The organism is Amorphus suaedae, assembly GCF_053629675.1.
Genome location: NZ_JBRJIT010000001.1, coordinates 70,519 through 83,435 on the forward strand (window position 1 = coordinate 70,519; position 12,917 = coordinate 83,435).

Annotated in this window: 9 protein-coding genes; 7 read left to right on the forward strand and 2 right to left on the reverse strand. The window is 67.1% G+C overall.

Annotated features, from left to right (window positions below; all coding sequences use genetic code 11):
- Positions 1-43: 43 nt before the first annotated feature.
- From AB7M35_RS00280 to AB7M35_RS00305, 6 genes are all read left to right on the forward strand, one after another.
- Positions 44-1,336, forward strand: a complete 1,293-nt coding sequence (locus AB7M35_RS00280) for a peptidoglycan DD-metalloendopeptidase family protein (protein WP_453956264.1) — start codon at positions 44-46, stop codon at positions 1,334-1,336.
- 238 nt (positions 1,337-1,574) lie between these two features.
- A complete protein-coding gene (locus tag AB7M35_RS00285; protein ID WP_453956266.1) occupies positions 1,575-2,708 on the forward strand; it encodes an ABC transporter ATP-binding protein in 1,134 nt (377 codons plus the stop codon).
- An 85-nt stretch (positions 2,709-2,793) separates the two neighbouring features.
- Positions 2,794-3,891: an extracellular solute-binding protein gene (locus AB7M35_RS00290; RefSeq protein ID WP_453956268.1), complete on the forward strand. Its 1,098-nt coding sequence runs from the start codon at positions 2,794-2,796 to the stop codon at positions 3,889-3,891.
- 220 nt (positions 3,892-4,111) lie between these two features.
- Positions 4,112-5,407 (forward strand): ABC transporter permease, encoded by a 1,296-nt coding sequence (locus AB7M35_RS00295; protein ID WP_453956271.1) that lies wholly within the window; start codon positions 4,112-4,114, stop codon positions 5,405-5,407.
- Positions 5,408-5,422: 15 nt separating this feature from the next.
- A complete protein-coding gene (locus tag AB7M35_RS00300; RefSeq protein WP_453956274.1) occupies positions 5,423-6,271 on the forward strand; it encodes an ABC transporter permease in 849 nt (282 codons plus the stop codon).
- Positions 6,272-6,559: 288 nt separating this feature from the next.
- Positions 6,560-7,744, forward strand: a complete 1,185-nt coding sequence (locus tag AB7M35_RS00305; protein ID WP_453956277.1) for a YbfB/YjiJ family MFS transporter — start codon at positions 6,560-6,562, stop codon at positions 7,742-7,744.
- Here AB7M35_RS00305 and AB7M35_RS00310 read toward each other — a convergent pair.
- A complete protein-coding gene (locus AB7M35_RS00310) occupies positions 7,731-9,011 on the reverse strand; it encodes a glycerate kinase type-2 family protein (protein ID WP_453960543.1) in 1,281 nt (426 codons plus the stop codon). The genes AB7M35_RS00305 and AB7M35_RS00310 overlap by 14 nt on opposite strands.
- A gap of 283 nt (positions 9,012-9,294) precedes the next feature.
- Here AB7M35_RS00310 and AB7M35_RS00315 point away from each other — a divergent pair, with 283 nt between their 5' ends.
- Entirely contained in the window at positions 9,295-10,290 is a 996-nt protein-coding gene (locus tag AB7M35_RS00315) for a phosphotransferase enzyme family protein (RefSeq protein ID WP_453956279.1), read from the forward strand.
- A gap of 22 nt (positions 10,291-10,312) precedes the next feature.
- Here AB7M35_RS00315 and ligD read toward each other — a convergent pair whose 3' ends face one another.
- Complete coding sequence (gene ligD, locus AB7M35_RS00320; protein WP_453956281.1) at positions 10,313-12,916, reverse strand: DNA ligase D; 2,604 nt, start codon at positions 12,914-12,916, stop codon at positions 10,313-10,315.
- Position 12,917: the final 1 nt, after the last annotated feature.

A 12,917-nucleotide genomic window follows, 5' to 3' on the forward strand; every position in this document is an offset into this window, starting at 1 on the left:
TTTCTAACGATGGAATCACACTTCTGACGCAGGGTGGCCATCGATGTTCTCGCACGTCTCGAACGGCAGAGGTAACGGTACGGTTGGCCGGGCGGTTGCAGTAACGCTCGTTGCAGCCTTCGCCGCCGGTTGCAGCTCCGACGTATCCCGTTTCACCGGCGGGCCGATCTATGCCGGCTCGACGCCGAATCAGCAGGCGCTGCTCGGCGGCAGTCCGGACGACCAGTTCGCGACCGGATCGCTTCCCGGGTCGGCGCCAGCGCCGCTCCAGCAGCAGTCCGCGCTGTCGAGCGGGGCGGTCGGCACGGCTGGACCGGTCATCAATCACAAGGGCTGGACGACGGCGGGCGGGACCACCGTGGCTGCGCAGTACGGCGACACCATCGATTCGCTGAGCCGCCGCTACGGCGTGCCGGCCGACGTGCTGGCGGTCACCAATCGCATCTCCGCCGGCACCCAGCTGCAGCCGGGCAGCAAGATCGTCATCCCGACCTATTCGACCAACCCGCCGGTGCAGTCCGCCAGCATCACCCCTGCGGCATCGATGCCCAGCACCGGCGCTCCCGGCACCTATACGGTCAAGCCGGGCGACACGGTGTGGTCGATCGCACGGCAGACGAGCGTCACCCCGAACGAGCTCCTGGCGGCGAACGGCATCGCCTCGACCGGCACCATCCGCGTCGGCCAGACCCTGAAGATCCCGGGCGGCTCAGGCGCCAGTTCCCTTTCCGCAACGCCCACCGAGACGGTCGCGACCGGCGCTCCGGAAACGAGCCTGAACCAGCAGAAGGCCGCGATCGACGAGGGGACGCAGCCGGCGGCGGCAACCGAACAGCCGAAGGAAGTCCAGGTCGCCTCGCTTCCCTCCGAGGCCGGCAAGGTCGGCGCGGCGGTGACGCAGACCGACGCCGCCGAGGAACCCGCTGCCAAGCAGGCGCCGCCGACCTCCGAGGGCGCCGACGGCTTCCGCTGGCCGGTCCGCGGACGCATCGTCTCCGGCTTCGGCAAGCAGTCCGACGGCACCAACAACGACGGCATCAACCTTGCGGTGCCGGAAGGCACGCCGGTCAAGGCCGCCGAGAAGGGCACCGTCATCTATGCCGGCAACGAGTTGCAGGGCTACGGCAACCTGGTGCTGATCCAGCACAAGGACGGCTGGGTGTCCGCCTATGCGCACGCAGAGGAGCTTCTGGTGAAGCGCGGCGAGACGGTGCAGCGCGGCCAGGTGATCGCCAAGGCCGGCACGACGGGCTCCGTCTCGCAGCCGCAGCTCCACTTCGAGTTGCGTAAGGGATCGCAGCCGGTCGATCCTCTGCCGCACCTGGCTGGTGCGTAGGTTCGGCCGCGAGCGAAACGACAGCACCTCTGGAACACGGCTGATGCCGCAGAGCCTGACGGAAGCGTTCACCGCTTCCGTCAGGCCTTTGTTTTTGCAGGCCGGAATGCGTTCCGCGGGACTTCACCGCACTCATGGGTTGCGGCTGAAATGTGGCGGGATCGTGGGCGGATTTGGCCCCGGGGGTTGACCTGAGGACCCCACCCATGCGTGATTAAGCGAAAGCGAACCAACGCGCGTGGGAACAGTGGCGACATCAGCACATGAAGTCACGGCCAATGAGGCCGGGGCCACAGTCCAATTCGACAGTGTCCAGAAGAGCTACGACGGTGAAACACTCGTCGTCAAAGACCTAAATCTTGATATTTCGAGGGGCGAGTTCATCACGATGCTCGGGCCGTCGGGCTCCGGCAAGACGACTACCCTGATGATGCTCGCCGGTTTCGAACCGGCCACCCATGGCGAAATCTTCCTGGATGGTGCTCCCATCAACAACGTCCCGCCTCACAAGCGCGGGATCGGGATGGTGTTCCAAAACTACGCGTTGTTCCCTCACATGACGGTGGCGGAGAACCTCGCCTATCCCCTGAAGGTTCGCGGCAAGTCGCGGTCCGAGATCGACGCCCGCGTCGACCGAGCCCTTGGGATGGTGGAGATGCCCGGTTTCGGCAGCCGCCGTCCGGCGCAGCTTTCGGGCGGACAGCAGCAGCGCGTGGCGGTGGCCAGGGCGCTGGTGTTCGAACCCAACCTGATCCTGATGGATGAGCCGCTGGGGGCCCTCGACAAGCAGCTGCGGGAGCAGATGCAGTTCGAGATCAAGCACATCCATGAGACCCTTGGCGTGACGGTCGTCTACGTGACCCACGACCAGACCGAAGCGCTGACGATGTCGGACCGGGTCGCGGTGTTCAACGACGGCAAGATCCAGCAGCTGTCGACGCCGGAGGATCTCTACGAGCATCCCATGAATTCGTTCGTCGCCCAGTTCATCGGCGAGAACAACAAGCTGTCGGGGACGGTCAAGTCGGTGAGCGGCGAGGAATGCGTCGTCGAGCTCGACCACGGCGAGACGGTCACGGCCAATGCCGTGAACATCGGCGGACCCGGCACCCGGACGACGCTGTCGCTGCGGCCGGAGCGCGTCGAGATCCTGCCGTCGTCCGACTACACCAATGTACTCGATGCCAAAATCATCGAGCTCATCTTTCTCGGCGACCACATCCGCGCACGGCTGGGTGTGGCCGGGAACGAGGACTTCATCGTGAAGGTGCCGAACAAGCACGATGAGCACGATCTCAGGGAAGGCGAGACGACGAAGGTCGGCTGGCACGCTTCCGACTGTCGTGCACTCGATCCGATCGAGATCGCCTGATCGCTGTCAAGGCGGTCGGGTCTGAGGGTCATTCGGACCCGTTTTCAGTGAATTCGCGGACTACAAAGCAAGGAGAGCAGAAGTGATGACCAAAGCGAAGAGCATTACCCTCGCGATGGCGGCTTCCGTTGTCGCCATCACGGCGGCGCACGCCCAGGACAAGACGCTGACGATCGTCTCGTGGGGCGGCGCCTACACCAACTCCCAGGACAAGGCGTACCATCAGCCTTACTCGGAGAAGACCGGCACGAAGATCCTGCAGGAAGACAAGTCCGCACAGGCGCTCGCCGGCATCCGTTCGCAGGTGGAAGCCGGCAACGTGACCTGGAACGTCGTGGACATGCTGCAGTCGGACGCCAAGCGGGCGTGTGACGAAGGCCTGATCATGGAGATCCCGGCCGACGAGTGGCTTGCGCCGGCGCCGGACGGCACGCCTGCCAGCAAGGACTTCATCGAGGGCACGCTGGGCGACTGCTTCGTTCCGCAGATCCTCTACGCGACGATGTTCGCCTACGACACGGAAGCCTTCCCCGACGGTGGGCCGGAGACGATCGCCGACATCTGGGACGTGGAGAAGTTCCCGGGCACGCGCGCTCTGCAGAACATCCCGCAGAAGAACCTCGAGTGGGCACTCATCGCCGACGGCGTGGCTCCGGCGGACGTCTATGATGTCCTCGCCACCAAGGAAGGCCAGGATCGCGCCTTCACCAAGCTCGACGAGATCCGTGACAACGTGATCTGGTGGTCGGAAGGCGCGCAGCCCCCGCAGATGCTCGCCGACGGCGAGGCGGCCATCGCGACGGCCTACAACGGCCGCATCTTCAACGCGCAGGTCAAGGAAGACCAGCCGTTCAAGATCATGTGGGATGGCCAGATGTTCGAAGTCGACGGCTGGGTCGTTCCGGTCGACAACGAGGACAAGCTGGACCTGATCAAGGACTATCTCTACTTCGCGACCGATACGCAGCGGCTCGCCGATCAGGCGAAGTACATCTCCTACGCGCCGGCTCGTAAGTCGTCCGTCCCGATGGTCTCGACGTACGAGGGCACCGACATCGACATGAAGCCGCACATGCCGACGTCGCCGGAGAACTTCGAGAACGCCATCCAGTTCAACACGGACTTCTGGGCCGACTACGGCGACTCGCTCGAAGAGCGGTTCAACGCCTGGCTCGCGAAGTAGTCTGAACTGACACGAAAACGGCCGGGCGCGGTGCAAGCCGCTGCGCCCGGCCTTCGATCGCAGCGCGGACGTGTGGTCCGCAGCCCGATCCCCCAAGGTTTTCAAGTCTGGATAGAGCCTGTCGAAGGGAGCCGCCCGGTTCGGCCCGGCACCCTTCCCGGACGACAGTGAAGCCCGATCGCAAGGCGGTCGTGGCGCGGCGTTTACCAAGGAGCCGACGGTGACCGACACGTATGCGGCAAGTCACGGACCTGACGGCGGAGACGACAGCTCCTCCGCGCCGCTGACCACGGTCGACGGTACGCCTCTCAAGGTCTCCCTCAGGCGCGCCGAAGCCCGCGCCCGGCGTCGTGCCTTCTATCTCGTCCTGCCGCTTCTGGCGTTCCTGGTGATCACCTTCGCGGTCCCGATCGTGCAGATGATCTCGCGCTCCGTGGTGAACCCGGAGGTCTCCGAGTATCTGCCGAACACGGCCGCGGCGATCCAGTCGTGGGACGGTGAAGAGGTGCCGCCCGAAGAGGTGTTCGCCGCGATGGCGGACGACATGAAGGTGGGCCTGGAAGACCGGACGCTCGGTCGCGCGGCGGCCCGCATCAACCGCGAGATACCCGGTGCCCGCTCCACCGTTCTGGGGACGGCGCGGCAGCTCGACGAGATGACCCCGCCCTACCGGGACGCGTTCATCGCGGAGGACGACGACTGGCAGAGCCTTGAGTTCTGGCGGCTGATCAAGCGCGAGACCCGCACGCTGACGCCGGTCTACTACCTGCTCGCATTCGATTTCGAATATTCCCCGCAGGGCGAGATCGTCGAGCGGCCGGAATCCTACCAGGTCTACCGGCTGCTGTTCATGCGGACGGCGTGGATGAGCCTGCTCATCACCACGCTCTGCATCGTGCTGGGCTACCCGATCGCCCACCTCTTGGCGACGCTGCCGCTGAAGACGTCGAACCTGTTGATGATCCTGGTGCTTCTGCCGTTCTGGACATCGCTTCTGGTGCGAACATCCGCCTGGATCGTGCTGCTGCAGCAGCAGGGCGTCATCAACGACATGATGGTGTGGCTCGGCGTCATCGACGACAGCGGCCGCTTCCGGATGATCTACAACCAGCTGGGCACGATCATCGCCATGACGCACATCCTGGTGCCGTTCATGATCCTGCCGCTGTACTCCGTGATGAAGACGATCCCGCCGTCGTACATGCGTGCCGCGCGGTCGCTGGGGGCGACCCAGACCCGCGCGTTCGTGACCGTCTACATGCCGCTGACCATTCCCGGGCTCGCCGCGGGCGTGCTGCTCGTGTTCATCCTGGCCATCGGCTACTACATCACGCCCGCCCTGGTGGGTGGCGACACCGGTATTTTCATCTCGAACCTGATCGCCCAGAACATGACCGGCTCGACGGCCCAGCTTCGCCTCGCGGCGGCACTGGCGACGATCCTGCTGGTCGCGGTTCTGGTGCTCTACTGGGCTTTCAACAAGCTCGTGGGCGTCGATCGGTTGAAGTTCGGCTAGAGGGAGGGCCAGGACATGTCACTTCCTCCGTACGCCGGGACCGGCGAGCGCATCTGGTACTACTCCTACCGGGTGATCTGCGCGCTGATCTTCCTGTTCCTGATCTTCCCGATCATCGTGATCGTGCCGCTCTCGTTCAACGCGGAGCCGTATTTCACGTTCACCAAGGAAATGCTGACCTTCGATCCGGCCGGCTACTCGCTGCGCTGGTATCGGGATCTGCTGGGCAGCGAGGAGTGGCTCTTCTCGATCCGCAACTCGTTCATCATCTCGATCTCGTCGACGATCGTGGCGACGACGCTCGGAACGCTCGCGGCCCTCGGCCTCAGCCGGCGCCACATGCCGTTCCGCGCCGCGATCACCGCGGTGCTGATCTCTCCGATGATCGTGCCGCTGATCATCACGGCGGCGGCGCTGTTCTCGTTCTATGCGCGCGTGAACCTCGCCAACACGTTCTTCTCAATCATCCTGGCGCACGTGGTGCTGGGCGCGCCGTTCGTGGTCATCACGGTGACGGCGGCGATGTCGAGCTTCGACGAGCAGTTGCTGCGGGCATCCGCCAGCTTGGGCGCCAACCAGTTCACGACGTTCTTCAAGATCATCCTCCCGCTGCTGCTTCCCGGCGTCATCGCCGGTGCGCTGTTCGCCTTCATCACGTCGCTCGACGAGGTGGTGGTGGTGATCTTCTTGGCCGGCCCGGAGCAGACGCCGATGACGGTGCGGATGTTCTCCGGCCTGCGTGAGGAGATCAGCCCGACGATCCTCGCGCTCGCTTCCATCCTGGTGGCGTTCTCGATCCTGCTGCTGACGGTGATGGAGCTCATGCGGCGGCGTGGCGAACGACTGCGCGGCATCAAGAACTGATTGCCCGGCGGGCCGCTCCCGCGGCCTGCCAACCTCCTGAACATCCTGGGCTCGGTCGTCTTGTTCCTGCAATTCGTGCGGGCATGGTCGCCCGCATGGCAGGTATCCGGTTGTGCTGCTGGACAGCGGCCGTGTGCGCGTCTTCAATCCCACCACGATGACCAAGCCAGGCCGACGGAACGGCCGGCATCAACAAGACGACGGGGAGGGCACGGCATGGGATGTCGTGTGGACGGGACGGTCGCCCGCGCGGTGCGCAGGGCGACGCCCGCACGGGGCAGCCGCTGAATGCCCCACGATGATGCGACGACGCGTCGGTGGCTTCTGGTCGGCGCGCTTGCGCTTGCCCCCGCCGTCAGCAACGGGTTTGCCCGCTTCGCCTACGGGCTGATCCTGCCGGCCATGCGGATCGACCTCGGCTGGAACTACACCCAGGCGGGCTGGATCAACACCGCGAACGCGCTCGGCTATCTGATCGGTGCGCTCCTTGCGCTGACGCTGATCTCGCGCGTCGGGTCGCGGCGGATGTTTGCCGGCGGCATGCTGCTGACCGCGCTGGCGCTCCTGTTTTCGGGCATGACCCGGGATTTCCTGTTCCTGACGGTGTGGCGGGTGCTCGCCGGGGTGGGCGGCGCTCCGGCCTTCATCGCCGGCGGGGCGATGGTGTCGGCGGTGTTCCGCGGGCAGCCGTTGCGCAGCGCGCTCGCGATCGCACTCTATTTCGGCGGCGGCGGCATCGGCATGCTGATTTCCGGCGCCAGCATTCCGCTGGTCCTCGACGGGGCCGTCCATTCCTGGCCGATGGTCTGGCGGGGGATGGGGCTCGCGAGCCTCGCGACGATGGGGCCGGTGATCTGGGCGGTGCTGTCGGTCTCGCCGGTCGACGGCGGTCCGAGCAAGATCCGGCCGGCCCGGCTCCCGTGGCGGGCGATGAGCCTGGAGCTCATCGCCTATTTCCTCTTCGCGGTCGGGTACATCGTCTACCTCACCTTCGTGGTCGCTTGGATGCGGGAAGGGCAGGCCTCGGCCGTGCTGATCGCCTCGATGTGGTCGCTGATCGGATTCATGGTCATGGCTTCGCCGATCCTGTGGCGGGGGATACTGGCGCGCTACTCCGGCGGCACGCCGATGGCGCTGGCCTGCACCGCCACCGGTGTCGGCACGCTGCTGCCGATCTTCGTGCCGGGACCGATGGGCGCGCTCGCCTCGGCATTCGTCTTCGGCGGCTGCTTCTTCATGGGGCCGGCATCGGTCACCGCTTTCGGGCGCAACAACCTCCCAGAGGCCCAATGGGGCTCGTCGATCGCGCTGTTCACGACGATCTTCGCCGTCGGCCAGCTGATCGGCCCGGTCGCGGCCGGCTACATCTCCGACCTGACCTCCGACCTGACGCTCGGCCTGATCATCGCCGGAGCGACGCTCATTCTCGCGGGTGCGCTGGCCGCCTTCCAGAAGCCACTTACGGCGCGATGAGGATGGCGCGGAAGTCGTTCACGTTGGTGCGGGTCGGTCCGGTCACGACGAGATCGCCGAGCGCCTCGAAGAACGAGTAAGCGTCGTTGCGCGCGAGGAAATCGCGCGGATCGAGCCCGAGGGCGCGGGCCCGCGCAAGCGTCGTCTCGTCGACCAGCGCGCCGGCATTGTCCTCCGAGCCGTCGATGCCGTCGGTGTCGCCGGCAAGCGCGGTGATGCCGGCGCGCCCTTCCAGGGCAATGGCCAGGCCAAGCAGGAACTCCACGTTGCGGCCGCCGCGCCCGTCCGAGCGCACCGTGACCGAGGTCTCTCCGCCCGAAAGCACGACGCAGGGCGGCTTCGCCGGAGTTCCGTGCTCGGCGCAGGAGATGGCGATCGCCGCGAGCACCTTGGCGACCTCGCGGGCCTCGCCCTCGATCCGGTCGCCGAGCACGACGGGCCGATAGTCTGCCGCCTCGCATGCCTGCGCCGCAGCCTGCAGCGACAGGGCCGGGGTGGCGATCATCCGGTAGGTGGCGTGATCCAGCCGCGGGTCGTCCGGCTTCGGGGTTTCGGCACCGGGTTCGCGGAGCCACCGGGTGATCGATGCCGGCACGTCGAGGCCGTACGCCTTCAGGACCGCCAGCGCATCGGCGGCCGTGGTGGCGTCGCCCACCGTCGGGCCCGACGCGATGACGCCGGGATCGTCGCCCGGCACGTCGGAGATCGCCAGCGTGACCAGCCGGGCAGGGCGGGCCGCTAGCGCGAGGCGGCCGCCGGCGACCGTCGAGACGTGCTTGCGCACGGTGTTCATGTCGGAGATCGGAGCGCCCGACCTGAGGAGCAGGCGGGCGAGCGTTTGCATGTCCTCCAGCGTCACGCCGGGCGGCGGGCCGGCGAGCAGCGCCGAGCCGCCGCCGGAGATGAGCGCGACGACCAGATCGTCCGCGGTAAGGCCGTCGAGGGCGGCCAGAAGCTCCCGGGTCCCGGCTTCGCCGGCGGCATCCGGGACGGGGTGGGACGCCTCGACGATCCGGATGCGGTCGGTCGGTTCGCCGTGGCCGCGCCGTGTCAGCACCACCCCTTCCAGCGGACCGGACCAGGCCGCCTCCAGCGCACGCGCCATCGCGGCCGATGCCTTGCCCGCCCCGATGACGACCGTTCGACCCTTGGGCGGATCGGGCAGGTGGGGGGAGAGGCAGTGATCCGGATGGGCCCGGGCAACCGCGACGTCGAAGAGCCGGCGGAGCAGCTGACGGCTCGTCTCGAGCGTATCGGCCGTTGGCATCGTGGCTGAGGTCACGTCAGTGGCTCCGAGGCATAGTTGGCACGGCGGCGACCGGTCGCGACGGCCGAGGGCGGATCGCGACGGCGCGGCGACAGCCTGATCCCTTTCTTGGCCGGATGACGGCGCCTGTCAAAGGATCGCAGCGATGGCGCGCTCCCGGCCAGCCCTCCGTCCCGGGGGATTGACGCCCGGGTGGCGGGAGGCGACGGTCGGGCGGAATCGCCGAGTCTACCTCGGCCCGGTTCGCTATTCGCCGCTTCTCCGACCAACGGGACCCTGTCGCTTGCCGCTGTCCGACCCGCTGCCAACCGACCCGCTGGAGGCGTTCGCGCGGGCCTCCCTGGCGATGTGGGACGTGCCCGCGGCCGCCGATGTGCGGCTGATCAACCTGTCGGAAAACGCCACCTATCTGGTCACGGCGCCGGGTGGCTGGCGCTCGGTGCTGCGGGTTCATCGTGTGGGCTATCACACGCGCAGGGCCATCGAGAGCGAGCTCGCCTGGATGCATGCGTTGCGGCGGGATGCCGGGGTTCCGACGCCACCGGTGATCGCGGGCAAAGGCGGCGAGCGGATTGTCGCGCTGAGGCCGACCGAAGGCGCGCCGGAGCGGCATCTGGTGATGTTCGAGTACATCGACGGGTGCGAGCCGGAGGTGGGCGACGACCTGTCGGCGCCGTTGCTGCGGCTGGGCGAGATCTCGGCGCGTCTGCACGGCCACGCGATGGGATGGCGGCCTCCCGCGGGCTTCGAACGTCTCACCTGGGACGAGGAAGCGATCCTCGGCCGAACGCCGACGTGGGGGCACTGGCGCGACGGCCCCAACGTCGATGCGCGCGCCGAGGCGGTTCTCTCCCGGCTGGAGGCGACGCTGCGGGACCGGCTGCGGCGCTACGGCAAGGGCAGGGAGCGCTACGGCCTGATCCACGCCGATGTGCGGCTGGCCAACCTTCTCGTCCACGAGGGCGAGACCCGGGTGATCGACTTCGACGACAGCGGCTGGGGCTGGTTCCTGTACGACGTGGCGACCGCCTTCTCGTTCGTCGAGGATCATCCGAAGGTGCCGGAATGGACGGACGCCTGGCTGGAGGGATATCGGCGTGTCCGGGAACTGCCCGCCGAGGACGAACGCGAGATCCCGACGTTCGTCATGCTACGCCGGCTGGCGCTGCTGGCCTGGATCGGATCGCACGCCGAGACCGACCTTGCGCGCGACCTGGCGCCGCGCTTCGCGTCCGTGTCGTGCGACCTCGCCGAGGCCTATCTGGCGCGCTTCGGCTGACCGGGTTCGGAGGCGTGATCCTTCAGGGCGCGTCGATGCCGAGGGCTTCGAAGCTCTTCGCGGTGAGGCGCTGCCGGCGATCTTTTTCGGCTGGCCATGCGGCGGCCTGTTCCGCGATCGCCTTGCCGCCGTCGGCGACGCTGAACGCATTCGCCGAGGCGATGTCGGCCAGGGCGTCCCACGAGACCGGAACCGCGACGGGAGCGCCTTCGCGCGAGCGCGGGGAGAACGGTGCGATGGCCGTCGAGCCGAACTGGTTGCGGAAATGGTCGATAAAGATTTTGCCCGTCCGCTTCTTCTTGGCCATCGAGGCGACGAAGCGCTTGGGGTCGATCTCTTCCATCTTGGCCGCGAAGCCGCGGGCGAACGTCGTGACGTCCTCCCAGTCGAGCCGCCGTTCCAGCGTAACGACGAGATGGATGCCCTTGCCCCCGGTGAGGAGCGGGTAGCTCTCCAGCCCAGCCGACCGCAGCACCTTGGCTAGATCCACGGCGGCCGCCTTGAGGTCCTTGAACCCGAAGGCCTCGTCCGGGTCGAGATCGAACACCATCCGGTCGGGGCGCTCGATACGGTCGAGACGGCTGCCCCAGATGTGCACCTCGAGCGCGCCCACCTGGGCACAGGCGACCAGCGCCTCGCGCGAATTGATGACCAGATAGTCCTTGGTGGTGCCGGAGCGCTCCTTGACCGGCCTGGTGTCGAAGGCATCCGGCAGGCCGGCGCCGGCGTGCTTCTGGAAGAAGCAGGCCTTCTCGCGGCCTTCGGGGCAGCGCACCAGGCTGACCGCGCGCCCCTCGATCTCCGGCAGCATCACGTCGGCGATCGCGTCGAAATACTCAGCCAGCGATTTCTTCGTGACATTCATCTGGGGGAAGAGCACCCGCTGGGGATGGGTGAGCCGGACGCCGGCCACCTGGATTTCCTCGTTGCTCATTGCCGGACCATCCCCTTTTCTGGATCCGCGACCGCGCTTCGGCGGCCGGGGCGCGTCCTGATCGTCCTCCATCGCGCGCCTGAGCGAGGGTGTTTCGGCGACGATCTCGGACGCCGGCTTGTCGTCCCGCAGCCCCACGAAGACGCCATGGCGAACGGAGCCGTCGCGGGTCGTCTCTGCGAACGACACCTCAGCCACCAACACCGGCTTCACCCAGTGCGCGGAGCGCGCAATCGCGGCCGGCACTTCGTCGAAGGGGGAGGTCTTGCGCGCATGGCGGGCAAGACGCTTGCCGATCTCCTCGAGCAGGTCGCCGTCGAAGCCGGTGCCCACCCTTCCGCAATAGCGCAGCCTGCCATTGTCGTTGACGCCGAGGAGCAGCGACGAGAACGCCCGCGCCTTGGTCGAGGGCGACCAGCCGCCGATGACGAACTCCTGGCGTTTTACGCACTTGATCTTCAGCCAGTCGTGGCTGCGGGTCGAGCGATAGCGGCCGTCGGCGCGCTTGGCGATGATGCCCTCGAAGCCGCGGCTGCAGGCGAGGCGGGAGATCCGCGAGCCATCGCCATCGATGTAGGTCGACAGGTGGATGGGTGCCTTCGGTTTGGCGGGAAGGACGCTTTCAAGAGTCGCCTTCCGATCCACCAGCGGCTTGCCGCGCAGATCGGTGCCATCGTGGCGGAGGATGTCAAAGACCATGAAGGACAGCGCGGAGGGGTCTTCCTTCAGGGCGCGCTGCAGAGCGCCGAAGTCGCTGCGACCGGACGGGTCGGAGACGATGACCTCGCCATCGAGGAGCGTGTCGGGCAAGTCGAGGGCGGCCAGGGCGGCGGGGATGGGTCCGAACTTCTCGGTCCAGTCCTTGCCGGATCGCGTGTAGCAGCGCACCGACCCGTGGTCGCAGGCGGCGATCATCCGGTAGCCGTCGAACTTGGTCTCATAAATCCAGCCGTCGCTGGTCGGCGCATCGTCGGCCAGGGTGGCGAGCTGCGGCGCCACGAAGGCCGGCGGCTTGCCCTTAGGTGCGGATTTCGCAGAGGCCTTGGGGGCTGACTCCTTCGAAGCACGCGCCTTGGAGGTGGCGAGCCGCGACGCGCTTTTCGCGATCGCCCGTTTCGCGCGGGCTGGCTTGCCCGCGGTGATGTCGTCCATCGAGCGCCCGGTGGTGACGCTGCTCGCTTGATCGAGCACCTCGTCGGTGGTGGCGGTCTCGTCGTCCTTCTTGATCAGCAGCCAGTTCTCCCGGCCCTTGTCGCCATTGCGGCGGCTCGCCATCCGCACGAGTGCGAAACCGCCCTTCAGGCGCTGGCCGGCCAGGGTCAAAGCGAGTTTCCCCTCCTTCAGTCCCGTCGCCGGATCGCCCTCCGCCACGAACGGTCCGTGATCCCACACCATGACCGTGCCGCCGCCGTATTCGCCTTTCGGGATGGTGCCTTCGAAATCGGCGTAGTCGAGGGGATGGTCCTCGGTGCGCACCGCCAGCCGCTTTTCCGACGGATCGAGGCTCGGACCGCGGGTGACGGCCCAACTGGCGAGAACGCCGCCGATCGCCAGCCGGAAATCGTAATGGAGGCGGCGGGCGGCGTGCTTCTGAACGACGAAGAAGCCGTCGGCCGGCGCCTCGCCGTCGCCGGACGGTTCGCTGGTCTTCGCGAAGTCGCGCTTCGATCGATAGATCGAGAGATCGGCCATC